Raw genomic sequence first — 23,352 nt, forward strand, 5'->3', positions numbered from 1 at the left:
GTCGGGTGCGTGGAGAGCAGTTATGGGGTTTGGTCAAATCCGTCAGCGCCGTTTGTCGGACGATATTGTCGAGCAGCTTGAGGGCATGATCCTTGAGGGCACGTTGAAGGCCGGTGAGCGCTTACCGGCCGAGCGTGCGCTGGCGGAGCAGTTTGGGGTGTCGCGCCCGTCGTTGCGTGAAGCGATTCAAAAGTTGGTGGCCAAAGGTTTGCTGATCAGCCGCCAGGGCGGTGGCAACTATGTGGCGACGTCGCTGGGCTCGACCTTCAGTGATCCGTTGCTGCAATTGCTCGAAAGCAACCCGGAGGCACAGCGCGATTTGCTGGAGTTTCGCCATACCCTGGAGGCGTCCTGCGCGTATTACGCAGCATTGCGTGCGACCGAGATGGACCGTGAGCGGCTGAGGTTTGCCTTTGAGCGGTTGCAAGATTGCTATACGCGGGTGGATGAGGTGAGCCGGGCCGAGGAAGGGGAGGCCGATGCCAACTTTCACCTGGCGATTGCCGAGGCGAGCCACAACGCGGTGTTGTTGCACACGATTCGCGGGTTATTCGATTTGCTCAAGCGCAACGTGGTGACCAACATTGGCGGCATGTACAAACAGCGCAGCGAAACGCGCGACATGCTGATTGATCAGCACCGCGAGTTGTATCTGGCGATTGTGGAAGGTCGGGCTGAGGATGCGCGGGGCGTTGCGAGCCGCCATCTCATGTACGTGCAGGAAGTGTTGGAGGAGGTACGTCAGGAAGTTCAGCGCGTGGCGCGGGCAGAGCGACGTAATGGGTTGTGAATGACCTGTAGGAGCGAGCTTGCCTCGCGATCTTTTAAACATCAAACGATCGCGAGGCAAGCTCGCTCCTACAGGTACAAGGCCTGGAACTAGTCGTCCTTGCCCTTGTTGCGCACCGCGCGTTGCAGCTCGCGATCAGAGTCGCGCTCACGCTCGGTATGGCGCTTGTCGTATTCCTTCTTGCCTTTACCCAGGGCAATTTCGCACTTGATCAAGTGCTTGCTCCAGTAAAGCGAGAGGCAGACGCACGCGTAACCCTTTTGCTGCACAGCGGCGGCCAGCTTTTCAAGCTCGCGCTTGTTAAGCAGCAGTTTGCGGCTGCGCACCGGGTCGGCGATAACGTGCGTGCTGGCGGTCGTCAGCGGCGAGATGTGGCTGCCGAGCAACCAGGCTTCGCCGTCTTTGAGGAGCACGTAGCTGTCGACCAGCTGTGCCTTGCCTGCACGCAGACTTTTTACTTCCCAGCCGGCCAGGACCAGACCAGCCTCGAACCGATGTTCGATGAAGTAATCGTGTCGCGCTTTTTTATTCTGCGCGATGGTCCCTGTGGGGTGCTTCTTCTGTTTAGCCATAGGGGCGGCATTATAGGCAGTTGCGAGCAAGTCGGCTACGGTCAACCTGTGTGCTTGAGCACGTAGTTTGATTCCCGGACAATACGCCCTCATTTTTGAGTGCTTGGGCGTAATTTTCTTACCTCGCGTATCATGCTGCCCTTGTTCGTCCTGATTGTTTTCTTGATGCGCTTATGCGGCGCCACTTGGCACCCTGAGGGTGTTTGCCGCCCAGCTGTGGAATTAACGCTGACATGACTACCCATATCCAACGTTCCGCCTTGCTGCCGTATCCGGCGCAGGCTTTGTATGACCTGGTTAACGACGTGGCGCGTTATCCGGAGTTTTTGCCGTGGTGTTCATCGGCCGAGATTATCGAAAGCACCGAGTCGCTAATGCGCGCCAGTCTGGGCGTGGCCAAAGGCGGCTTGAGCCAGCACTTTGTTACACGCAACACGTTGACGCCGGGGCAGTCGATTGAGATGAACCTGGAAGAAGGCCCGTTCACCAAGCTGCACGGTCTCTGGGTGTTCAAGCCGTTGGGCGAGAAAGCCTGCAAAATCAGCCTGGACATGACCTTTGATTACGCCGGTGCAATCGTTAAGGCGACCTTGGGGCCCCTGTTTAATCAGGCAGCCAATACCTTGGTCGATGCGTTTTGCCAGCGCGCCAAGCAGCTGTATGGCTGAGTCTGTGATAGCGATTGAAGTGGTTTACGCGGCGGTTGAGCGTCAGCAATTGCTGGTGCTGACGGTTCCTGAGGGCACAACGTTGCGCGCGGCGGTGCTGGCGTCAGGGATTGGCCGGGCGTTTCCTGAGCTGGACCTGGAGCATTGCCCTGTGGGGATCTTTGGCAAGCAGGTCATGGACCCGCAGGTGCGCGTGGTGCAGGCCGGTGAGCGGATCGAAATATACCGACCGCTGTTGGCTGACCCCAAAGAGATCCGCCGCCAGCGTGCTGCCAAAGCGGCCGAGGCCAAGCGATTGAGCGGGCTGTAAGTCGATTTTTTAGCGCAGACAACAAAAAGCCCGGCATGCCGGGCTTTTTTGCAACGCGCGATTATTGGTCGCGGGTGTCCAGCGGTGTAGGCGTCGGGACGGGTACAGTTTTAACGCCGTCGACGTCTTTCTGGATTTGATCAAGCAACGAGCCCGGCTTGGCCGGCACTTCGCTCTTCTCGGCAGGTTCTGGTGCCGGATCCGTCGGTGAGATCACCTCGGTCGACCCTTCTTTGCCCAGAATCGCCTCGTCGCGGCTCACGCCCGGCTTGAAATCGCCTGACAGGCTGACGAGCTGATCGTTCTGGTTGAAGAACACACTGATGCGTTCTTGTTGGCGTTCACCGCCGCCTGGCTGCAGGCTATACAAATAATCCCAGCGATCAGGGTGGAATGTATCGGTCAGCAGGGCGTTACCCATAATAAACTTCACTTGCCGACGGGTCATTCCCGGGCGCAACTGGTTTATCATGTCCTGCGTGACGACATTGCCCTGTTGGATGTCGATTTTGTAAACCCCGGGGAATGAACAACCGGCGAGTGCGAGCAGTCCCACAAAGGTGAAACTGGTTAGCAAGAGCTTGGTGTTTTGCATCGGTGGGCGACTTCCACTATCTTGGCTGGGACAACGTAAACGCCGATCATACCCGTATTAAGAGAAGCTGCGAAGCCGCTTCCGCGAGAAAGCTAACCATGGTTGAAAATAGCGAACTACGTAAGGCCGGACTTAAGGTGACTCTGCCACGAGTCAAAATTCTACAAATGCTTGACTCTGCTGATCAGCGTCACATGAGCGCCGAGGATGTTTACAAGGCACTTATGAACGCGGGCGAGGACGTCGGTCTGGCCACGGTTTACCGTGTGTTGACCCAGTTTGAGTCAGCAGGGCTGGTGATCCGCCACAATTTTGATGGTGGTCATGCGGTCTTTGAACTGGCTGATGCCGACGGTGGCCACCACGACCATATGGTCAACGTGGACAGCGGTGAAGTGATTGAGTTTTTCGACGAAGAGATCGAAAAGCTGCAGCACGCCATTGCCACTAAACATGGCTTTGAGTTGGTGGATCACAACCTGGTGCTGTACGTACGCAAGTCAGGTAAATAAGCATGTCGCGCGAATTTCGGTTCGCGAAACGATCGAAGGCGACCTCTGAGTCGCCTTCGTGCTGTCTGAAATGTAATTTTTTATGACCGTTCGTCGCTAAGCGGCCAAATTCTTCGCAGTGACGACCATTTTCTTGGCGTGAGCCAACGATTCTTTGGTCAGGTCGATGCCGCCGAGCATGCGCGCCACTTCTTCTACGCGCTCTTTTTTGCTCAATTTTGAGACGGCGGTACGGGTTGTCTCGCTTTCGCGCACCTTGTGCACAAATAGATGTTGATGGCACTGCGCTGCCACTTGCGGCAGGTGAGTAACCGTCAGCACTTGACCGCGCTCGCCAAGGCGGCGCAAAAGCTGGCCCACGATCTCGGCGGTTGGGCCACCAATGCCCACGTCCACTTCGTCGAATACCAAGGTGGGGACGCGTGAGGTCTGCGCGGTGATGACCTGGATGGCCAGGCTGATACGCGACAGTTCACCGCCCGACGCCACTTTGGCTAGCGCTTTGAGGGGTTGGCCGGGGTTTGCACTGACCAGCAGCTCTACGTGTTCAAGGCCGTGAGGCATGGGGTCGCTGCTGCTCATTGGGCGCAGTTCGATCACAAAACGACCGCCCGGCATGCCCAAACGCTGGATTTCTTCTTCTACCGCGCTGCCCAGGCGGGTGGCGGCATGGCTGCGCAGATCGCTCAACTCGCGGGCGCACTCTTGATAGTGGCGTGCGTAAGACGCCAGTTCATGGGTCAAGCGTTCAATGTTTTCATCGTTGGCGTTCAGGGTTTCGAGCTCATCGAGCAGGCGCTGTTGCAGTGCGGCGACTTCGGTTGGCTGCACGCGGTGTTTGCGCGCCAGCGAGTAAATGGTGTCGAGCCGTTCTTCGAGGTACTGCAGGCGACCCGGGTCGGCATCAAAGTGATCAATGAAGCGATTGAGTTCGCCCACGGCTTCTTCGACCTGAATTTGTGCGCTGGCCAGCAGGTCGGTGGCTTCGTTCAATGAGCCGGTATTGTTATGGATGCTCGCCAGACGGTTCAGGCTGACGGTCAGAGCATTGAGCACGTTGCCGGAGTCGTTTTCGCTGCACTGTTCAACCACCTGGCGGCAAATAGTCAGCAAGTTTTCGGCGTTGGTCAGGTTTTTGTGTTCCTGCTCCAGTTCTTCCAGCTCGTGTTCACCGAGCGACAAGGTTTCGAGTTCTTCGATCTGGTAGCTCAGTAGCTGATGGCGTGCGCGCTGTTCATCACCCGAATTGGACAGGTGTTCCAGCTCCTGGCGGGTTTGGCGCCAGCGTTGTGCGGCCAGTTGCACCTGACGAGCGAGGTCGGTGGCGCCTGCGTATTCGTCGAGCAGGCGGCGGTGGGTGTCGGGCTTGAGCAGCGATTGGTGTTCATGCTGGCTGTGAATGTCGATCAGCAGCTCGCCCAAAGCCTTGAGGTCGCCTTGGGGGCATGGCGTGCCATTGATGTAGCCGCGCGATCGGCCTTCGGCAGTGATGACGCGGCGCAAGATGCACGGGCCATCGCACTCAAGGTCGCGTTCGGCCAGCCAGGCCCGCGCTTCAGGAATGTCCTGCAGATCGAAGGTGGCCAGAATGTCGGCTTTTTCAGCGCCGGGGCGAACCACCCCGTTGTCTGCGCGGTCACCTAAGGTCAGGCCCAGTGCATCGAGCATGATCGATTTGCCTGCGCCGGTCTCACCAGTGATTACACTCATACCGCGATCCAGCTCTAGATCGAGATGTTCAACGATGGCGTAGTTATGAACGGACAGGTGCACCAGCATGGGAGCGGCTCCAAAACGTAATGTCTGGTTATTTATACAGTGTTTTGTTTCGTGCTGACAATGGCTGTGCTTAGTTCTATTTGCTTGGCATCAAGGCTTTTTTAGGCTGTTTTGAATGGAGGTGTGGGGTGCACCAGGGCATTAAAAGGCGATTGTTAGTGCTTTTTGACTCTTGAACCTGAAAATTGCGGCCCCATATACCGAGACAGAAGCGCGAGTCGAGCTCGCGGACGAAGTTTGAAAGGAGAAATCTATGGCAGACGAACAGACTATGGATACGCAGAACCAAGACGCTAATCAGGCTGCTGATGTTGCAGGCGTAGATCTGGTGGCACGTGTGCAGGAGCTCGAAGAGCAACTGGCGGCAGCTAACGATCAAGCTTTGCGAGTGGCTGCTGATGTGCAGAACGTTCGCCGTCGTGCCGAACAGGACGTTGAAAAAGCACACAAATTTGCATTGGAAAAATTTGCTGGCGACCTGTTGCCGGTGATCGACAGTCTGGAACGCGGCCTTGAGCTGTCCAGTCCGGACGACGAAAGCATTCGCCCAATGCGTGAAGGGATCGAGCTGACGCTGAAAATGTTCCAGGACACCCTGAAGCGTTATCACCTGGAAGCGATCGATCCGCACGGCGAACCCTTCAATGCCGAGCACCATCAGGCAATGGCCATGCAGGAAAGCGCTGACCTGGAGCCAAACAGTGTGCTCAAGGTGTTTCAAAAAGGGTATCAGCTCAATGGTCGCTTACTGCGCCCGGCTATGGTCGTAGTCAGCAAGGCGCCAGCGCCGGTTTCGCCATCGATTGACGAGCAGGCTTGAAATCGGCCGCAAGGCCCCCATTTAGATGTCATGCGTTTAGAAATGCCGTAGTTGGTCATTACTGCTACGGCAAAAAAATTCAAATTTAGGGAGAGTGAAGATGGGCAAAATTATTGGTATCGACCTCGGGACCACCAACTCGTGCGTGTCGGTTCTTGAAAACGGTAAAGCAAAAGTTATCGAAAACGCTGAAGGCGCGCGTACCACGCCGTCGATCATTGCGTACGCCAACGATGGCGAAATTCTGGTTGGCCAGTCGGCCAAGCGTCAGGCAGTGACCAATCCGCATAACACCCTGTACGCGGTGAAGCGTCTGATCGGTCGTCGTTTTGACGAAGAAGTTGTACAGAAAGACATTCAGATGGTCCCTTACAAAATCGTCAAGGCAGACAATGGCGATGCGTGGGTTGAAGTGAACGGCCAGAAAATGGCTCCGCCACAAATCTCGGCCGAAATTCTGAAGAAAATGAAGAAAACCGCCGAAGACTACCTCGGCGAAGCAGTGACTGAAGCGGTTATCACCGTGCCTGCTTACTTCAACGACAGCCAGCGCCAGGCGACCAAAGACGCCGGCCGTATCGCGGGTCTGGACGTAAAACGCATCATCAACGAACCAACCGCAGCTGCTCTGGCTTACGGTATGGACAAAGCGAAAGGCGACCACACTGTCATCGTTTATGACTTGGGTGGCGGTACTTTCGACGTGTCGGTGATCGAAATTGCTGAAGTTGATGGCGAACACCAGTTTGAAGTGTTGGCGACCAACGGTGACACGTTCCTGGGTGGTGAAGACTTTGACATTCGTCTGATCGACTACCTGGTTGACGAGTTCAAGAAAGAAACCGGCATGAACCTTAAAGGTGACCCGCTGGCGATGCAGCGTCTGAAAGAAGCTGCAGAAAAAGCAAAAATCGAGCTGTCTTCGAGCCAGTCGACTGACGTGAACCTGCCGTACATCACTGCAGACGCGACCGGTCCTAAACACTTGAACGTGAAAATCTCGCGGGCCAAGCTGGAATCGCTGGTTGAAGACCTGGTTCAACGCACTATCGAACCTTGCCGTATTGCGCTGAAAGACGCAGGTATCGACGTTGGCTCGATCAACGACGTGATTCTGGTCGGTGGTCAGACCCGTATGCCACTGGTTCAGAAGCTGGTGACTGAGTTCTTCGGTAAAGAAGCACGTAAAGACGTGAACCCGGACGAAGCGGTTGCCATGGGTGCTGCTATCCAGGGCGCGGTATTGGCCGGTGACGTTAAAGACGTTCTGCTGCTGGACGTGAGCCCGCTGACTCTGGGTATCGAAACCATGGGCGGCGTGATGACTGCTCTGATCGAGAAAAACACCACGATTCCTACCAAGAAATCGCAAGTGTTCTCGACGGCTGACGACAATCAGGGCGCTGTGACTATTCACGTCCTGCAAGGTGAGCGTAAGCAAGCGGCTCAGAACAAGTCGTTGGGCAAGTTCGACCTAGCGGACATTCCACCCGCTCCACGTGGCGTGCCTCAGATCGAAGTAACCTTCGATATCGACGCTAACGGTATCTTGAACGTCAGCGCGAAAGACAAGGCGACTGGCAAGTCCCAGTCCATCGTGATCAAGGCGAACTCGGGTCTGTCCGAGGACGAAATTGCTCAGATGGTTCGTGACGCTGAAGTCAACGCTGAAGAAGACCGTAAGTTCGAAGAGCTGGCAGCTGCGCGTAACCAAGGCGACGCACTGGTTCACTCGACTCGTAAAATGATCGTCGATGCTGGCGATAAAGTGACCGAGGAAGAGAAAACTGCAATCGAAGCTGCAGTAGTCGCATTGGAAGCCGCTGTTAAAGGCGACGACAAAGCCGCTATCGAAGCCAAGGTTGAAGAGCTGTCCAAGGTGTCTGCTCCAGTCGCACAGAAAATGTACGCTGAGCAAGCGAACCCGGCAGACGCAGCGGCCAAGCCAGCTGATTCGGCTGAAAAAGCGGACGACGTTGTCGACGCTGAGTTCGAAGAAGTTAAAGACAACAAGTAATCAGCTTGTTGGTCGGCCGGTTAACCGTGCATAAGCGGTGACTGGTAGGATGTCGCCGCGCGGGAGCTTGCTCCCGCGTTGGCGTGTCTGGAGCAAGGGAATTTTTACAGCATGCGACAAGCTCGGATGCTGGCGGTTGAGGTAGGGACTTCTTTGTGTTTCTGCCCGAGGTAACCGCTCCTGTCGGCCAATGCATTGGCTATTAATCAGAAACCAATATCGTTGAAAAGACGTGAGTTGAGCCTTGTACGTTCAGGCTCAGCGGGTTTGGTGAGGCTCGGGAGGGTTCTTCCAAACGTCCTTGAGAGTGCAAAGAATTATGGCAAAGCGCGACTATTACGAAGTATTGGGTGTCGAACGGACCACCACTGTGGTCGAGCTGAAAAAAGCTTATCGTCGTCTCGCAATGAAACACCACCCGGACCGTAACCCGGGCGACAAAGCCTCTGAAGAGCTGTTTAAAGAGGCTAACGAAGCGTATGAAGTGCTGTCCGATGCCAGCAAGCGTGCTGCTTATGACCAATACGGTCATGCGGGTGTTGATCCGCAAATGGGCGGCGGCGGTGCAGGGTTCGGCGGCCAGAACTTCTCCGATATTTTCGGCGATGTGTTCAGTGATTTCTTTGGCGGTGGCCGTGGCGGCTCCCGGGGCGGCGCTCAGCGCGGTAGCGATTTGCGCTACACGCTGGAGCTGAACCTGGAAGAAGCGGTGCGCGGGACTACGGTCAATATTCGTGTACCGACGCTGGTCAACTGCAAGCCATGTGACGGTTCGGGCGCGAAGAAGGGTTCATCGCCTGTGACCTGTACCACTTGTGGCGGTATTGGCCAGGTACGCATGCAGCAGGGTTTCTTCTCTGTGCAGCAGACCTGCCCACGTTGCCATGGTCAGGGCAAGATCATTTCCGATCCGTGCGAAAGCTGCAATGGCGACGGTCGCGTAGAAGAATACAAAACCCTGTCCGTGAAAGTGCCTGCGGGTGTTGATACGGGCGACCGTATCCGTCTGTCGGGTGAAGGCGAGGCGGGTGTGCAGGGTGGTCCGGCGGGCGACCTGTATGTGGTGATCGAAGTGCGTGAGCACGCGATTTTCCAGCGCGATGGTAAGCATCTGTTCTGCGAAGTGCCTATCAGCTTTGCTGATGCGGCGCTGGGTGCAGAGCTGGAAGTGCCGACGCTGGATGGTCGGGTCAAGCTCAAAGTGCCTGAAGGGACACAAACCGGTAAGCAGTTCCGTCTGCGTGGCAAGGGTGTATCCCCGGTGCGTGGCGGTGGCGTCGGCGACTTGATGTGCCGTGTTGTGGTTGAGACCCCGGTGAAGTTGAGCCGTCGTCAGCGCGAGCTGATGGAAGAGTTCCGCTCGACACTGGAAGGCGACAGCTGCCATTCGCCAAACGCGACCGGTTGGTTCGAAGGCGTGAAGCGCTTCTTCGGCGACTTATAAGGAGCGGGGCATGCGACGTATAGCTGTGATGGGCGCTGCCGGGCGCATGGGCAAAACCCTGATTGACGCGGTCCAGCAGCGCTCGCCGGTGTGCGGGCTGACGGCGGCGGTTGTTCGTCCGGGCAGTTCGCTGGTGGGTGCTGATGCAGGTGAGTTGGTGTCGCTCGGGCGGATTGGCGTGCCGTTGTCTGCAAGCCTTGAAGACGTGGCGGATGAATTCGATGTGTTGATCGATTTCACCCTGCCTGAGGTGATGCTCGGCAATCTGGCGTTCTGCCGTCAGGCGGGCAAGGCCATGGTCATTGGCACCACGGGCTTGAATGCTGCGCAAAAGCAGTTGTTGGTTGACGCTGCCAAAGATATCCCGATTGTCTTTGCTTCGAACTTCAGTGTCGGCGTTAACCTGTCGTTCAAGCTGCTGGATATTGCAGCGCGGGTGATGGGTGATGATGCAGACATTGAAATCATCGAAGCGCACCATCGTCATAAAGTTGATGCGCCGTCGGGCACGGCCATGCGCATGGGCGAAGTGATCGCTGATGCGTTGGGGCGTGATCTGCAGAAGGTTGCCGTTTATGGTCGAGAAGGCCATACCGGTGCGCGTGAGCACGAGACGATCGGTTTTGCGACCGTTCGTGGCGGTGATGTGGTGGGTGACCATACGGTGCTGTTTGCGGCCGAAGGTGAGCGTTTGGAAATCACCCACAAGGCATCCAGCCGTATGACCTTCGCCAAGGGCGCCGTTCGCGCTGCTCAGTGGCTCGACGGGCGCGAGCCCGGCCTGTACGACATGCAGGATGTACTCGACCTGCGTTGAGTCATCTTTGTAAAATCGGGCTGTTGCAGCCGCAACAGCCCGATTTTTAACCGCTAAGCGATGATCTGTCGCATTCCTCTGCCTTTTGGGCTCTTTTAGCGGTAGACCAAAAAAGCCTTTTTCTGTAAGCTACAGCTTTAGTGTGTCCACTAAAAGCGCGCAGATAATTCGATGAAGAAGCGGGGTGACGTGTCCATACGTCACTCCGCTTTTTTACAACCTGCGATCGCCCTTTCAGGCTTTATTTACGGGAGGTCTTCTTGACTAAGCAAGCCATACTCGCCCTCGCTGATGGCAGCATTTTTCGCGGCGAAGCCATTGGGGCCGACGGTCAGACCGTTGGTGAGGTGGTGTTTAACACCGCAATGACTGGCTACCAGGAGATCCTGACGGATCCTTCCTACGCTCAGCAAATCGTGACCCTGACTTACCCGCATGTTGGCAATACCGGCACTACACCGGAAGATGCCGAGTCTGATCGTGTTTGGTCCGCAGGTTTGGTAATCCGTGATCTGCCGCTGGTTGCAAGCAACTGGCGTAACACAATGTCGCTGTCTGACTACCTGAAAGCCAACAATGTTGTGGCAATCGCCGGTATCGACACGCGCCGTCTGACCCGTATTTTGCGTGAGAAAGGCGCGCAAAACGGCTGCATCATGGCCGGTGACAACATTTCTGACGAGGCTGCAATTGCAGCGGCGCGCGGTTTCCCTGGCCTGAAAGGCATGGACCTGGCGAAAGTTGTCAGCACCGACAAAACTTACGAATGGCGTTCGAGCGTCTGGAATCTGGCAACTGACAGCCACCCGACTATCGAAGCCAGCGATCTGCCTTACCACGTAGTGGCTTATGACTACGGCGTAAAGTGGAACATCCTGCGCATGTTGGTTGAGCGTGGCTGCCGCGTCACCGTTGTACCGGCGCAAACGCCTGCCAGCGATGTGTTGGCGCTCAACCCGGATGGCGTGTTCCTGTCCAATGGCCCGGGTGACCCTGAGCCTTGCGACTACGCAATCACGGCTATTCAAGAAGTGCTGAAGACAGAGATTCCGGTATTCGGTATCTGCCTGGGCCACCAGCTGCTGGCACTGGCCTCCGGCGCCAAGACCGTGAAAATGGGTCATGGCCACCACGGCGCGAACCACCCGGTTCAAGACCTGGACACCGGTGTTGTGATGATCACCAGCCAAAACCACGGTTTTGCGGTTGATGAAGCGACCCTGCCTGCCAACGTGCGTGCCATCCACAAGTCGCTGTTCGACGGTACCCTGCAAGGTATCGAGCGTACCGACAAGAGCGCTTTCAGCTTCCAGGGTCACCCTGAAGCAAGCCCTGGCCCGAACGACGTTGCGCCGCTGTTCGATCGCTTCATCAATGAGATGGCCAAGCGCCGCTGATCAGTCCTTTGTAATGAGTAGCCCAAGGCGGCCCCGAAATCGGCGGCCCCTTGGGCGGCTCAGGAACCTGATTGACGGCTTGCCGACTGACCTGCGGATTTGAGTGACAAACCCATGCCAAAACGTACAGACATTAAAAGCATCCTGATTCTCGGCGCTGGCCCGATTGTTATCGGCCAGGCGTGCGAATTCGACTACTCCGGCGCCCAGGCCTGTAAGGCTCTGCGTGAGGAGGGCTACCGCGTCATCCTGGTGAACTCTAACCCGGCCACCATCATGACCGACCCGGACATGGCTGATGCGACCTATATCGAGCCGATCAAGTGGCAAACAGTTGCCAAGATCATCGAAAAAGAGCGTCCAGACGCTCTGCTGCCAACCATGGGCGGCCAAACTGCCCTGAACTGCGCACTGGATCTGGAGCGCGAAGGCGTTCTGGAGAAGTTCGGCGTAGAAATGATCGGTGCCAACGCTGACACCATCGACAAGGCTGAAGACCGTTCGCGTTTCGACAAGGCCATGAAGTCCATCGGTCTGGATTGCCCGCGCTCCGGTATCGCTCACAGCATGGAAGAGGCCAACGCGGTTCTCGAAAAGCTGGGCTTCCCGTGCATCATTCGTCCGTCCTTCACCATGGGCGGCACCGGTGGCGGTATCGCTTACAACCGTGAAGAGTTCGAAGAGATCTGCTCTCGTGGTCTGGACCTGTCGCCAACCAAAGAGCTGCTGATCGACGAATCGCTGATCGGCTGGAAAGAGTACGAAATGGAGGTTGTCCGCGATAAGAAGGACAACTGCATCATCGTTTGCTCGATCGAAAACTTTGACCCGATGGGTGTGCACACCGGTGACTCGATCACCGTGGCGCCAGCGCAAACCCTGACCGACAAAGAATACCAAATCATGCGTAACGCCTCGCTGGCGGTACTGCGTGAGATCGGCGTTGAAACCGGCGGTTCCAACGTTCAGTTCGGTATTTGCCCGAACACTGGCCGTATGGTCGTGATCGAGATGAACCCGCGTGTATCCCGTTCGTCGGCGCTGGCCTCCAAAGCCACTGGCTTCCCGATTGCGCGTATCGCCGCCAAGCTGGCGATCGGCTACACCCTGGACGAACTGCAAAACGAAATCACCGGCGGCGCGACCCCGGCGTCCTTCGAGCCGTCCATCGACTACGTTGTGACCAAGCTGCCACGCTTTGCTTTCGAGAAGTTTGCTAAAGCCGATGCGCGCCTGACCACGCAAATGAAGTCCGTGGGTGAAGTAATGGCCATCGGCCGTACTTTCCAGGAATCGTTGCAGAAAGCCCTTCGCGGTCTGGAAGTGGGCGTTAGCGGTCTTGATCCAAAGCTGGACCTGAGCAACCCGGAAAGCATGGCTGTGCTCAAGCGCGAGCTGACGGTGCCAGGCGCCGAGCGTATCTGGTACGTGGCTGACGCGTTCCGTGCGGGCATGACGGTCGAAGACATTTTCGGCATGAACATGATCGACCCTTGGTTCCTGGTGCAGATCGAAGATCTGATCAAGGACGAAGAAAAGATCAAGACCATGGGCCTGTCTGCGATCGATCGCGACACCATGTACCGCCTTAAGCGCAAAGGCTTCTCTGACGCACGTCTGGCTGTATTGCTGGGTGTGACCGAGAAGAACCTGCGTCGCCACCGTCACAAGCTGGAAGTGTTCCCGGTTTACAAGCGCGTTGACACCTGCGCGGCCGAGTTCGCCACTGACACCGCTTACATGTACTCGACCTATGAGGAAGAGTGCGAAGCCAACCCGTCGGACCGTGACAAGATCATGATCCTGGGTGGCGGTCCTAACCGCATTGGTCAGGGTATCGAGTTCGACTACTGCTGCGTTCACGCGGCGCTGGCGTTGCGTGCCGATGGTTACGAAACCATCATGGTTAACTGCAACCCGGAAACAGTTTCGACCGACTACGACACCTCGGATCGTCTGTACTTCGAATCCGTGACCCTCGAAGACGTGCTGGAAATCGTGCGTGTCGAGAAGCCTAAGGGCGTGATCGTTCAGTACGGCGGCCAAACTCCGCTGAAACTGGCACGTGCGCTGGAAGAAGCCGGCGTGCCGATCATCGGTACCAGCCCTGACGCCATCGACCGTGCAGAAGACCGTGAGCGCTTCCAGCAAATGGTTGAGCGCCTGAACCTGCGTCAGCCGCCAAACGCCACTGTGCGCAGCGAAGACGAAGCAATTCGTGCTGCCGGCAAGATCGGTTATCCGCTGGTTGTTCGTCCGTCCTACGTGTTGGGCGGCCGTGCGATGGAAATCGTTTACGAAGAAGAAGAACTCAAGCGTTACCTGCGCGATGCGGTGAAAGTGTCCAACGACAGCCCTGTGCTGCTGGACCACTTCCTCAACTGCGCAATCGAAATGGACGTTGATGCGGTCTGCGACGGCACTGACGTTGTGATCGGCGCGATCATGCAGCACATCGAACAGGCTGGCGTTCACTCCGGTGACTCTGCTTGCTCGCTGCCGCCGTACTCGCTGCCGCTGCACATCCAGGACGAGATGCGTGAGCAGGTCAAGAAAATGGCGCTGGAGCTGGGCGTAGTTGGCCTGATGAACGTGCAATTGGCCCTGCAAGGCGAAGACATCTACGTGATCGAAGTGAACCCGCGTGCATCGCGTACCGTTCCTTTCGTGTCCAAGTGCATCGGTGTCTCCCTGGCAATGATCGCTGCCCGCGTGATGGCCGGTAAGACCCTGAAAGAAATCGGCTTCACTAAAGAAATCATTCCAAACTTCTACAGTGTGAAAGAGGCGGTCTTCCCGTTCGCCAAGTTCCCTGGCGTTGACCCGATTCTCGGCCCGGAGATGAAGTCCACCGGTGAAGTGATGGGCGTGGGCGACACCTTTGGTGAGGCTTTTGCCAAGGCGCAAATGGGCGCTAGCGAAGTGCTGCCGACCGGCGGTACTGCGTTTATCAGCGTACGTGACGATGACAAGCCGCTGGTGGCCGCCGTTGCACGTGATCTGATCGACCTCGGTTTTGAAGTTGTATCGACTGCTGGCACTGCCAAGTTCATCGAAGCCGCTGGTTTGAAAGTGCGCCGTGTGAACAAGGTGACTGAAGGCCGCCCTCACGTTGTCGACATGATCAAAAACGATGAAGTGACGTTGATCATCAACACCACTGAAGGTCGTCAGTCGATTGCTGACTCTTATTCCATCCGCCGCAACGCTCTGCAGCACAAGATTTACTGCACCACGACTATTGCTGCTGGCGCGGCGATCTGCGAAGCGCTTAAATTCGGTCCTGAAAAAACCGTACGTCGCTTGCAGGATCTACACGCAGGATTGAAGGCATGATCAAATACCCAATGACGGTCCAGGGCGCGAAAGCCCTGGAAGAAGAGCACACTCATCTGACCAAGGTTATTCGGCCCAAGCTGAGCCAGGATATCGGCACGGCGCGTGAGCTGGGCGACCTCAAGGAAAACGCTGAATACCATGCTGCCCGTGAGCAGCAGGGTATGGTTGAGGCGCGTATTCGTGATATTGAAGGCCGCATGCAAAACGCGGTCATCATTGATGTCACGACTATCCCGCACACCGGCAAAGTGATTTTCGGTACCACGGTTGAAATCGCGAACGTTGAAACTGACGAATCCGTGACGTATCAGATCGTGGGTGAGGATGAGGCTGACATTAAGCTCGGAAAAATCTCTGTGGGTTCGCCCATTGCTCGCGCCTTGATTGCCAAGGAAGAGGGTGACGTGGTCGCGGTGAAAACACCGAGTGGCGTCATTGAGTACGAGATTGTCGAAGTGCGTCATATCTAAGTAACAGCGCCCGCTTCGTGCGGGCGTTCTGCTTTAGCGGTCAGCCCGGATGTTGCGGGCTGGCAGCTGGCAGGTGCAGTACAACGAATTTGTACGATGCTGGTCACAACCGACTGGCATCGCTGATGTACAAGGCGCTCGTCAGTACGCGTTATAGCGTTTTGAGGGTGGCTGTCGGCGGGAAGTGTTGCGTTGGGCGGATCTGATTGCCTGATGCATTGCGCGGGCAGTTTTGCTATTGGTAAGCAAGAGTGTCAGGGCGCGCCAGGCGCACCCTTGACTCCTGTCGGCATCACTTGAAGCGATGGATGTTCGACAGGTTCTTGTTAACATTGACGTTCTTGCGGTACAGAAGCGCCATTTTGCCGATAATCTGTACCAGTTCCGCTTTGCCGGCCTTGCAGAGTTCTGCAATGGCTTCCAGGCGAGACTCGCGGTCCAGGATGTTGACTTTGATTTTAATCAACTCGTGATCGCCCAATGCGCGTTCGAGTTCGGCTAAAACACCTTCAGTCAAACCATTATCAGCCACAGTCAATACTGGTTTCAGATGGTGGCCAATGGATTTGTACTGTTTCTTCTGCTCTTGAGTGAGCGGCATAATCTGACCCCTGTGTCTGATCTTGTAAAAGCGGCGGCCAGTTTACCCGAGCGAGTCCGGGACCGCCCAGTTAATCACGACCCGTTTATATTTTTGAGGTGGCCCGTGGCCCGTTCCAAGACTAGCCTTAACTGGCTGAAAGAGCATTTCAACGACCCATACGTCAAAATGGCGCAAAAGGATGGGTACCGCTCACGTGCAAGTTACAAGCTGCTGGAGATCCAGGAGCGTGACCGTTTGATCCGTCCGGGCATGACCGTAATTGACCTGGGCGCAGCCCCGGGTGGCTGGTCGCAGGTGACCAGTCGTCTGATTGGTGGGCAAGGGCGTTTGATCGCTTCCGACATTCTGGACATGGACAGCATCCCGGACGTGACCTTCATTAAAGGTGACTTTACTGAGGACGCCGTTCTGGCCCAGATTCTCGAGGCCGTCGGAAATACACAGGTAGACCTTGTGATTTCAGATATGGCCCCCAATATGAGTGGATTGGCCGCCGTAGATATGCCGCGTGCAATGTTCCTTTGCGAATTGGCGCTGGATCTTGCCGGGCGTGTACTGCGTCCAGGTGGTGATTTCTTGATCAAGGTCTTCCAGGGTGAGGGCTTCGACCAATACCACAAAGACATCCGCAAACTTTTTGATAAAGTGCAGATGCGCAAGCCGACGTCGTCACGAGACCGGTCTCGCGAGCAGTATTTATTGGGGCGCGGCTTCCGCGGCATCGAAGGTTCGGCCAGCGATGAGCGTCTCTAACTGAAGTGATAGCTTTTTTTGTATCGCTTTACAGAACTGACATAACGAATATTGTGTAGGCAAGTTTCACAAAGGGTTACAGACGGAGCCTGCAAGGGTTGTAGGCAATGTAGTAAGTTATGCCGGTGAATATCATGCGAAGCACGCTTCAATAGCGGGGCTTGCTTCAGAGGGTAGCTAATTGAACGATATGGCAAAGAATCTGATCCTGTGGTTGATCATCGCAGCTGTCCTGGTGACGGTGATGAACAACTTCTCCAGTCCAAACGAGCCACAAACCCTCAACTATTCCGACTTCATCCAGCAAGTTAAGGATGGCAAAGTCGAGCGCGTTGCCGTGGATGGCTACGTGATCACCGGCAAACGCAGTGATGGCGATACCTTCAAAACCATTCGTCCTGCTATTCAGGACAACGGTTTGATCGGTGATCTGGTTGATAACCATGTGACCGTAGAAGGCAAATTGCCTGAGCAGCAAAGCATCTGGACTCAATTGCTGGTAGCGAGCTTCCCGATTCTGGTGATCATCGCGGTCTTCATGTTCTTCATGCGTCAAATGCAGGGCGGTGCCGGCGGTAAAGGCGGCCCGATGAGCTTTGGCAAGAGCAAGGCGCGTCTGTTATCTGAAGACCAGGTCAAAACGACTCTGGCTGACGTAGCAGGTTGCGACGAAGCGAAAGAAGAAGTGGGCGAGCTGGTTGAGTTCCTCCGTGATCCGGGCAAGTTCCAACGCCTGGGTGGCAAAATTCCTCGCGGCGTGCTGATGGTTGGCCCGCCAGGTACCGGTAAAACCTTGCTCGCCAAGGCGATTGCTGGCGAAGCCAAAGTACCGTTCTTCACGATTTCTGGTTCTGACTTCGTTGAAATGTTCGTGGGTGTCGGTGCAAGCCGCGTTCGCGACATGTTTGAACAAGCTAAAAAGCACGCACCTTGCATCATCTTCATCGACGAAATCGACGCTGTCGGTCGTCACCGTGGCGCCGGTATGGGCGGCGGTCATGATGAGCGTGAGCAGACCCTCAACCAGTTGCTGGTTGAGATGGACGGCTTTGAAATGAATGACGGCATCATTGTGATTGCTGCAACCAACCGCCCTGACGTTCTCGACCCTGCGCTGCTGCGTCCAGGCCGTTTTGACCGTCAGGTGGTGGTGGGCTTGCCGGACATCCGTGGTCGTGAGCAGATCCTCAAAGTGCACATGCGTAAAGTGCCGGTGGGTGATGACGTTCAGCCGGGTGTGATTGCACGGGGTACGCCAGGGTTCTCGGGTGCAGACCTCGCGAACCTGGTGAACGAGGCTTCCTTGTTCGCTGCGCGTACCGGTAAACGCATTGTTGAAATGAAAGAGTTCGAGCTGGCCAAAGACAAAATCATGATGGGCGCCGAGCGCAAATCGATGGTGATGTCGGATAAAGAGAAGCGCAACACGGCGTATCACGAAGCAGGCCACGCTATCGTCGGTCGTGTGGTACCAGAGCATGACCCGGTATACAAAGTGTCGATCATTCCGCGTGGTCGTGCGCTGGGCGTGACCATGTTCCTGCCGGAAGAGGATCGTTACAGCCTCTCCAAGCGTGCTTTGATCAGCCAGATCTGCTCGCTCTACGGCGGTCGTATTGCTGAAGAAATGACCTTGGGCTTTGACGGTGTTACCACCGGCGCCTCCAACGACATCATGCGTGCGAGCCAGATTGCGCGGAACATGGTGACCAAGTGGGGCTTGTCCGAGAAGCTGGGGCCGTTGATGTACGCCGAGGATGACGAGTCATACCTGGGGCGTGGCGGTGGTGGTCAGGGTGCGAGCGTTTCGGGCGAGACCGCCAAGCTGATTGACTCTGAAGTGCGCAGCATCATTGATGAGTGCTATGGCACGGCCAAGCAGATCCTCACGGACAACCGTGACAAGCTTGAAGCCATGGCTGATGCATTGATGAAGTACGAGACGATTGATGCTGAACAGATCGACGACATCATGGCGGGACGTACTCCACGCGAGCCGCGTGATTGGGATGACAGCGGCAAGGGCACTCCGACTCCGCCGCCGACGCTGGACAAGACCGATCGTCCAGAAGCGCCTATCGGCGGTCCTGCAGCTGATCACTAAGGCTTGAAATGACTTCTGTTCAGTCCCTGACCCGGTTGCCTTGCGGCAACCGGGTTCTTGATTTAGCCCATACGCATGTTATGGGTATTCTCAACGTTACCCCTGATTCCTTTTCTGACGGTGGTCGCTTTGCGCCGGCGGATTCGGCTGTGCGCCATGCAGAGTCGATGGTGCTGGCGGGCGCAACCCTGATTGATGTGGGAGGGGAGTCGACGCGTCCGGGTGCCCGTGTAGTCCTGGCACAGGAAGAGCTTGATCGGGTAGCCCCTGTGGTTGAGCGCATCAGTCGTGAACTGGATGTGATTATCTCGGTCGATACCTCCACGCCAATCGTCATGATGGAAGTTGCGCGCCTCGGTGCGGGGCTTATCAATGATGTTCGTTCGTTACGTCGTGAAGGTGCCTTGCAGGCTGCTGCAGCTACCGGTTTGCCGGTGTGCTTGATGCACATGTTGGGCGAGCCGGGCGATATGCAGGATAATCCGCATTACACAGATCTGGTGGGTGAGGTCTCGGCGTTTCTGCTGGAGCGTACCCGGCAATGCGTTGCGGCCGGTATTGCGCCTGAGCGTATTGTGCTGGACCCAGGGTTTGGCTTTGCAAAAACACTGCAACATAACCTCAGCTTGTTCAAGCATATGGAGGCCCTGCATGCGTTGGGGCGGCCTTTGCTGGTGGGTGTGTCGCGTAAAAGTATGATTGGTCAGGCGTTGAATCGGCCTGTCACTGAGCGCTTGTCCGGCAGCCTTGCGCTGGCGGCACTTGCCGTGACCAAGGGCGCGCGTATTTTGCGTGTCCATGATGTGGCCGAAACGGTTGATGTGGTACGGATGATCGCAGCGGTAGAGTCCGCCGACTAAGAATGATGGAGCACTTATGACGAAGAAGTATTTTGGCACCGACGGTATTCGCGGTCGCGTCGGCGTTTATCCGATTACCCCGGACTTCATGCTCAAGTTGGGTTGGGCAGCGGGTATGGCGTTTCGTAGCATGGGTGCTTGCCGGATTCTGGTGGGCAAGGACACGCGTATTTCTGGTTACATGTTTGAATCGGCGCTGGAAGCGGGCCTGTCGGCTGCGGGGGCAGATGTCATGCTTCTGGGGCCAATGCCTACACCGGCCATTGCTTACCTCACGCGAACTTTTCATGCAGAAGCTGGCATCGTGATCAGTGCGTCGCACAACCCTCATGATGACAACGGCATCAAGTTCTTCTCGGGTGAGGGTACCAAGCTCCCCGATGAAGTTGAGCTGATGATCGAAGAGTTGCTCGACGCGCAGATGACGGTTGTGGATTCGGACAAGCTTGGCAAAGTGTCGCGTATCAATGATGCGTCCGGTCGTTATATCGAGTTCTGCAAAAGCAGTGTGCCGACCAGTACCAACTTTAGCGGCCTGAAAGTGGTTCTCGACTGCGCCCACGGCGCGACCTACAAGGTTGCCCCGAGTGTGTTCAAAGAGCTGGGCGCCAACGTTACGGTGTTGTCGGCCCAGCCTAATGGTTTGAACATCAACGACAACTGCGGCTCGACGCATATGGAGTCGTTGCAGGCGGCTGTGCTGGCTGAAAAAGCAGACCTGGGTATCGCCTTCGACGGCGACGGTGACCGCGTGCTGATGGTGGATCACACGGGCGCCATTGTTGATGGTGATGAGTTGCTGTTCATCATTGCGCGAGACCTGCATGAGCGCGGCAAGCTGCAGGGTGGTGTGGTGGGCACGCTGATGAGCAACCTGGGGCTTGAGCTGGCCTTGGCTGACCTGGGTATTCCATTTGTGCGTGCCGGTGTCGGTGACCGTTATGTGATTGCTGCACTGCAAGAGCGTGACTGGCAGATCGGTGGTGAAAACTCCGGGCATATCGTTTGCTTCCAGCACACCACAACCGGCGATGCGATTATTGCGGCGTTGCAAGTGTTGTTGGCGCTGCGTCGTCGTGGTGAAAGCCTGGCTCAAGCGCGTCAAGCGTTGCGCAAATGCCCGCAAGTGCTGTTGAACGTACGTTTTAGCGGGGGCGTCAATCCAGTTGAGCACCCGGCTGTAAAAGAAGCGTGTGCACGTGTTACCGATGAAATGAAAGGCCGTGGCCGCGTGTTGCTGCGCAAGTCCGGCACTGAGCCTTTGGTGCGTGTCATGGTCGAAGGTGACGACGAAAACATGGTTCGCGGCTACGCAGAAGAGCTGACAAAGCTAGTAAGTGAAGTTTGTGCCTGATTTCGGCTTGCAAGCGTTGATTTGGTTGGGTAACATCTGCGCCCACTTTGACCGACGAGGTAAAGCATGCGTCGCACTATGGTAGCTGGTAACTGGAAGATGCACGGTACCCGCGCCAGCGTCGCTGAGCTGATCGATGGTCTGCGTAATCTGGACTTGCCGAGTGATGTTGAAATTGCGGTATTCCCTTCTGACTTGTTTATTGATCGTGTAATCAATGGCTTGGAAGATACGCCAATCTCGGTTGGCGCTCAGGATGCTGCGATAGACTCCAAGCAAGGTGCGCTGACTGGGGAGATATCTCCTAGCCAGTTGGTGGATGCGGGTTGTGAGCTGGTGTTGATAGGGCACTCTGAGCGACGCCTGATTTTAGGTGAGTCGGACGAGACGCTGAATCGCAAGTTTGCAGCTGCTCAAGCTTCTGGCTTAACGCCAGTGTTGTGTATAGGGGAAACCCTGGAGCAGCGCGAAGCCGGGCAAACGCTTGAGGTTGTAGAGCGTCAACTGAACGCTGTAATTAATGAGTTCGGTATTGATGTCTTTGCAAGCGCAGTGATTGCATACGAGCCGGTCTGGGCTATTGGTACCGGGCTGACTGCAACACCGCAGCAAGCGCAAGATGTGCATGCGGCCATTCGCGCACAGCTGGCGCAGAAGAATCCTGAAGTGGCACAAAGTGTGCGGCTTCTATACGGCGGCAGCGTGAAGGCGGCCAATGCGGTCGAACTGTTCAGCATGCCGGATATCGATGGGGGGCTCATTGGTGGGGCTTCCCTGAATGCAGATGAGTTCGGTGCGATTTGTCGCGCCGCGGGAAACTGAGAAAATGCTGGAAACAGTCGTAGTGGTTTTTCATCTGTTGGCTGCATTGGGTGTAATTACCCTGGTATTGCTGCAACAGGGTAAAGGTGCGGATGCTGGAGCATCTTTCGGAGCAGGTGCATCAAATACTGTGTTCGGAAGCCAAGGTTCCTCTACCTTTCTTAGTAAGTTTACTGCTATACTTGCCGCAGGTTTTTTCATAACCAGCTTAGGGTTAGGTTACTTTGCTAAAGAGAAAGCTCATGAGCTGACTCAAGTAGGTTTGCCAGATCCAGCAGTGTTGGAAGCACCAAAGCAAAAACCGGCTTCAGATGATGTGCCGGTGCTTAATGAGCAAAAGTCGGCTACTCCAGCGACTGACGTACCTCCAGCTCAAGAGCAAAAGTAAAACGGGTTTCATGATGTAACTGTAGTATTGCCGAGGTGGTGGAATTGGTAGACACGCAACCTTGAGGTGGTTGTGCCCATAGGGTGTAGGGGTTCGAGTCCCCTTCTCGGTACCAATTATCAAGAATGCCCGCAGTTGCGGGCTTTCTTGTATGTGGAAGGCTGGAATTGACCCTGCAAAGGATCAGCCGTATACTTCCGCTCCAGCTTTGTCGCGGGATGGAGCAGTCTGGTAGCTCGTCGGGCTCATAACCCGAAGGTCGTCGGTTCAAATCCGGCTCCCGCAACCAGTTTTAGCGGAGCCCCTTTTTCAGGGGCTTTTTGTTAACTGGACACTTTATAGCGTCGATATTCAGCGACGTTTCAGAGATGGGCGATTCGCCCATTTTTTTATTTTGCACAGCATGCACAAACATGCACTAGGGGGTTCAGGTGTCGAGCAAGCTAGAAGAGTTGCAGGCCTTGTTGGCCCCGGTGGTCGTGGCCCTTGGCTATGAATGCTGGGGTATTGAATTTTCGGCTCAGGGCCGCCATTCAATGTTGCGTGTGTATATCGACAAAGAAGGCGGCGTATTGGTGGATGACTGCGCAATTGTCAGTCGTCAAATCAGTGGCGTTCTGGATGTCGAAGATCCTATCGCTGTTGAATACACCCTTGAAGTTTCCTCTCCTGGCATGGAACGCCCTCTGTTCAATCTTGAACAGTTTGCCCAGTTTGTCGGTGAGCAAGTAAAGATCAAGCTGCGCTCACCCTTTGAAGGGCGACGCAACTTTCAGGGCCTTCTACGCGGCGTAGAGGAACAGGACGTTGTGGTGCAAGTGGATGACCACGAGTTCTTGTTGCCGATCGATATGATCGACAAGGCCAACATTATTCCCAGTTTTGACTGAGACGCGGATCCCGCGGATCCAATGGCTTGCGAAAGGCGAGGCGTACG

Annotated in this window: 22 protein-coding genes and 2 tRNA genes; 20 read left to right on the forward strand and 4 right to left on the reverse strand. The window is 55.9% G+C overall.

Going from position 1 to position 23,352, the window contains the following annotated elements; all coding sequences use genetic code 11:
* Window positions 1-22: 22 nt before the first annotated feature.
* Window positions 23-790 (forward strand): GntR family transcriptional regulator, encoded by a 768-nt coding sequence (locus GHO32_RS08195; RefSeq protein ID WP_048373231.1) that lies wholly within the window; start codon window positions 23-25, stop codon window positions 788-790.
* An 89-nt stretch (window positions 791-879) separates the two neighbouring features.
* On the opposite strand, the gene smpB is transcribed toward GHO32_RS08195, so the two are convergent.
* The gene (gene smpB / locus GHO32_RS08200; protein WP_048373233.1) at window positions 880-1,362 is read right to left on the reverse strand and encodes an SsrA-binding protein SmpB; all 483 of its coding nucleotides are present in this window, start codon (window positions 1,360-1,362) and stop codon (window positions 880-882) included.
* Between the two features lie 233 nt (window positions 1,363-1,595).
* Between smpB and GHO32_RS08205 the strand changes: the two genes are divergently transcribed.
* Window positions 1,596-2,030, forward strand: a complete 435-nt coding sequence (locus GHO32_RS08205) for a type II toxin-antitoxin system RatA family toxin (RefSeq protein ID WP_048373235.1) — start codon at window positions 1,596-1,598, stop codon at window positions 2,028-2,030.
* Window positions 2,023-2,340, forward strand: coding sequence for an RnfH family protein (locus GHO32_RS08210; RefSeq protein ID WP_153334026.1), 318 nt, complete (start codon window positions 2,023-2,025; stop codon window positions 2,338-2,340). Before GHO32_RS08205 ends, GHO32_RS08210 begins: the two co-directional genes overlap by 8 nt.
* A gap of 61 nt (window positions 2,341-2,401) precedes the next feature.
* On the opposite strand, the gene GHO32_RS08215 is transcribed toward GHO32_RS08210, so the two are convergent.
* Entirely contained in the window at window positions 2,402-2,935 is a 534-nt protein-coding gene (locus GHO32_RS08215; protein WP_048373239.1) for an outer membrane protein assembly factor BamE, read from the reverse strand.
* A 98-nt stretch (window positions 2,936-3,033) separates the two neighbouring features.
* On the opposite strand from GHO32_RS08215, the gene fur reads away from it, so the two are divergent.
* Window positions 3,034-3,447 (forward strand): ferric iron uptake transcriptional regulator, encoded by a 414-nt coding sequence (gene fur / locus GHO32_RS08220; RefSeq protein WP_153334081.1) that lies wholly within the window; start codon window positions 3,034-3,036, stop codon window positions 3,445-3,447.
* Between the two features lie 96 nt (window positions 3,448-3,543).
* Here fur and recN read toward each other — a convergent pair whose 3' ends face one another.
* Window positions 3,544-5,226, reverse strand: coding sequence for a DNA repair protein RecN (gene recN, locus GHO32_RS08225; protein WP_153334024.1), 1,683 nt, complete (start codon window positions 5,224-5,226; stop codon window positions 3,544-3,546).
* A gap of 253 nt (window positions 5,227-5,479) precedes the next feature.
* Here recN and grpE point away from each other — a divergent pair, with 253 nt between their 5' ends.
* The 7 genes from grpE (at window position 5,480) to greA (ending at window position 15,530) form a co-directional block, all read left to right on the forward strand.
* On the forward strand, window positions 5,480-6,046 hold the full coding sequence (gene grpE, locus GHO32_RS08230) for a nucleotide exchange factor GrpE (RefSeq protein WP_048373243.1): 567 nt from the start codon (window positions 5,480-5,482) through the stop codon (window positions 6,044-6,046).
* Window positions 6,047-6,146: 100 nt separating this feature from the next.
* Window positions 6,147-8,063 (forward strand): molecular chaperone DnaK, encoded by a 1,917-nt coding sequence (gene dnaK / locus GHO32_RS08235; protein ID WP_153334022.1) that lies wholly within the window; start codon window positions 6,147-6,149, stop codon window positions 8,061-8,063.
* Between the two features lie 319 nt (window positions 8,064-8,382).
* Window positions 8,383-9,507, forward strand: coding sequence for a molecular chaperone DnaJ (gene dnaJ / locus GHO32_RS08240; RefSeq protein ID WP_153334020.1), 1,125 nt, complete (start codon window positions 8,383-8,385; stop codon window positions 9,505-9,507).
* 10 nt (window positions 9,508-9,517) lie between these two features.
* The gene (gene dapB, locus GHO32_RS08245; protein ID WP_153334018.1) at window positions 9,518-10,324 is read left to right on the forward strand and encodes a 4-hydroxy-tetrahydrodipicolinate reductase; all 807 of its coding nucleotides are present in this window, start codon (window positions 9,518-9,520) and stop codon (window positions 10,322-10,324) included.
* Between the two features lie 260 nt (window positions 10,325-10,584).
* Window positions 10,585-11,721, forward strand: a complete 1,137-nt coding sequence (gene carA, locus GHO32_RS08250) for a glutamine-hydrolyzing carbamoyl-phosphate synthase small subunit (protein WP_048373250.1) — start codon at window positions 10,585-10,587, stop codon at window positions 11,719-11,721.
* A gap of 114 nt (window positions 11,722-11,835) precedes the next feature.
* Window positions 11,836-15,057, forward strand: coding sequence for a carbamoyl-phosphate synthase large subunit (carB, locus tag GHO32_RS08255; protein ID WP_153334016.1), 3,222 nt, complete (start codon window positions 11,836-11,838; stop codon window positions 15,055-15,057).
* Window positions 15,054-15,530 carry a transcription elongation factor GreA gene (gene greA, locus GHO32_RS08260; RefSeq protein WP_153334014.1) on the forward strand — a complete coding sequence of 159 codons (477 nt, stop codon included), beginning with the start codon at window positions 15,054-15,056 and terminating at the stop codon, window positions 15,528-15,530. The genes carB and greA overlap by 4 nt, the downstream gene beginning before the upstream one ends.
* Before the next feature lie 292 nt (window positions 15,531-15,822).
* Here greA and yhbY read toward each other — a convergent pair whose 3' ends face one another.
* On the reverse strand, window positions 15,823-16,131 hold the full coding sequence (yhbY, locus tag GHO32_RS08265; RefSeq protein WP_048373256.1) for a ribosome assembly RNA-binding protein YhbY: 309 nt from the start codon (window positions 16,129-16,131) through the stop codon (window positions 15,823-15,825).
* Window positions 16,132-16,236: 105 nt separating this feature from the next.
* On the opposite strand from yhbY, the gene rlmE reads away from it, so the two are divergent.
* The 9 genes from rlmE (at window position 16,237) to rimP (ending at window position 23,305) form a co-directional block, all read left to right on the forward strand.
* Entirely contained in the window at window positions 16,237-16,887 is a 651-nt protein-coding gene (gene rlmE / locus GHO32_RS08270) for a 23S rRNA (uridine(2552)-2'-O)-methyltransferase RlmE (protein ID WP_019410404.1), read from the forward strand.
* Between the two features lie 190 nt (window positions 16,888-17,077).
* Window positions 17,078-18,991, forward strand: coding sequence for an ATP-dependent zinc metalloprotease FtsH (gene ftsH, locus GHO32_RS08275; RefSeq protein WP_153334010.1), 1,914 nt, complete (start codon window positions 17,078-17,080; stop codon window positions 18,989-18,991).
* Window positions 18,992-18,999: 8 nt separating this feature from the next.
* On the forward strand, window positions 19,000-19,851 hold the full coding sequence (gene folP, locus GHO32_RS08280; protein ID WP_153334008.1) for a dihydropteroate synthase: 852 nt from the start codon (window positions 19,000-19,002) through the stop codon (window positions 19,849-19,851).
* A gap of 16 nt (window positions 19,852-19,867) precedes the next feature.
* Window positions 19,868-21,205: a phosphoglucosamine mutase gene (glmM, locus tag GHO32_RS08285; RefSeq protein ID WP_048373262.1), complete on the forward strand. Its 1,338-nt coding sequence runs from the start codon at window positions 19,868-19,870 to the stop codon at window positions 21,203-21,205.
* 66 nt (window positions 21,206-21,271) lie between these two features.
* Window positions 21,272-22,027, forward strand: coding sequence for a triose-phosphate isomerase (gene tpiA, locus GHO32_RS08290; protein WP_153334006.1), 756 nt, complete (start codon window positions 21,272-21,274; stop codon window positions 22,025-22,027).
* A gap of 4 nt (window positions 22,028-22,031) precedes the next feature.
* A complete protein-coding gene (gene secG / locus GHO32_RS08295; protein WP_048373267.1) occupies window positions 22,032-22,415 on the forward strand; it encodes a preprotein translocase subunit SecG in 384 nt (127 codons plus the stop codon).
* A 29-nt stretch (window positions 22,416-22,444) separates the two neighbouring features.
* Window positions 22,445-22,530 (forward strand) — tRNA-Leu (locus tag GHO32_RS08300).
* 97 nt (window positions 22,531-22,627) lie between these two features.
* Window positions 22,628-22,704, forward strand: a tRNA-Met gene (locus GHO32_RS08305).
* Between the two features lie 142 nt (window positions 22,705-22,846).
* Window positions 22,847-23,305 (forward strand): ribosome maturation factor RimP, encoded by a 459-nt coding sequence (gene rimP, locus GHO32_RS08310; RefSeq protein ID WP_123751748.1) that lies wholly within the window; start codon window positions 22,847-22,849, stop codon window positions 23,303-23,305.
* The last annotated feature ends 47 nt before the right edge of the window (window positions 23,306-23,352 follow it).

The sequence above is a fragment of the Pseudomonas sp. FSL R10-2189 genome, assembly GCF_009600325.1.
GTDB classification, from domain to species: domain Bacteria; phylum Pseudomonadota; class Gammaproteobacteria; order Pseudomonadales; family Pseudomonadaceae; genus Aquipseudomonas; species Aquipseudomonas helleri.

Bases quoted from the DNA above. Each gene is read 5' to 3' on its own strand.
- GHO32_RS08215 (WP_048373239.1), bottom strand. From the start codon at position 2,935: ATGCAAAACACCAAGCTCTTGCTAACCAGTTTCACCTTTGTGGGACTG.
- GHO32_RS08205 (WP_048373235.1), top strand. From the start codon at position 1,596: ATGACTACCCATATCCAACGTTCCGCCTTGCTGCCGTATCCGGCGCAG.
- folP (WP_153334008.1), top strand. From the start codon at position 19,000: ATGACTTCTGTTCAGTCCCTGACCCGGTTGCCTTGCGGCAACCGGGTT.
- fur (WP_153334081.1), top strand. From the start codon at position 3,034: ATGGTTGAAAATAGCGAACTACGTAAGGCCGGACTTAAGGTGACTCTG.
- dnaJ (WP_153334020.1), top strand. From the start codon at position 8,383: ATGGCAAAGCGCGACTATTACGAAGTATTGGGTGTCGAACGGACCACC.
- carB (WP_153334016.1), top strand. From the start codon at position 11,836: ATGCCAAAACGTACAGACATTAAAAGCATCCTGATTCTCGGCGCTGGC.
- recN (WP_153334024.1), bottom strand. From the start codon at position 5,226: ATGCTGGTGCACCTGTCCGTTCATAACTACGCCATCGTTGAACATCTC.
- greA (WP_153334014.1), top strand. From the start codon at position 15,054: ATGATCAAATACCCAATGACGGTCCAGGGCGCGAAAGCCCTGGAAGAA.
- GHO32_RS08210 (WP_153334026.1), top strand. From the start codon at position 2,023: ATGGCTGAGTCTGTGATAGCGATTGAAGTGGTTTACGCGGCGGTTGAG.
- tpiA (WP_153334006.1), top strand. From the start codon at position 21,272: ATGCGTCGCACTATGGTAGCTGGTAACTGGAAGATGCACGGTACCCGC.
- ftsH (WP_153334010.1), top strand. From the start codon at position 17,078: ATGGCAAAGAATCTGATCCTGTGGTTGATCATCGCAGCTGTCCTGGTG.
- glmM (WP_048373262.1), top strand. From the start codon at position 19,868: ATGACGAAGAAGTATTTTGGCACCGACGGTATTCGCGGTCGCGTCGGC.
- secG (WP_048373267.1), top strand. From the start codon at position 22,032: ATGCTGGAAACAGTCGTAGTGGTTTTTCATCTGTTGGCTGCATTGGGT.
- dapB (WP_153334018.1), top strand. From the start codon at position 9,518: ATGCGACGTATAGCTGTGATGGGCGCTGCCGGGCGCATGGGCAAAACC.
- grpE (WP_048373243.1), top strand. From the start codon at position 5,480: ATGGCAGACGAACAGACTATGGATACGCAGAACCAAGACGCTAATCAG.
- smpB (WP_048373233.1), bottom strand. From the start codon at position 1,362: ATGGCTAAACAGAAGAAGCACCCCACAGGGACCATCGCGCAGAATAAA.
- GHO32_RS08195 (WP_048373231.1), top strand. From the start codon at position 23: ATGGGGTTTGGTCAAATCCGTCAGCGCCGTTTGTCGGACGATATTGTC.
- dnaK (WP_153334022.1), top strand. From the start codon at position 6,147: ATGGGCAAAATTATTGGTATCGACCTCGGGACCACCAACTCGTGCGTG.
- yhbY (WP_048373256.1), bottom strand. From the start codon at position 16,131: ATGCCGCTCACTCAAGAGCAGAAGAAACAGTACAAATCCATTGGCCAC.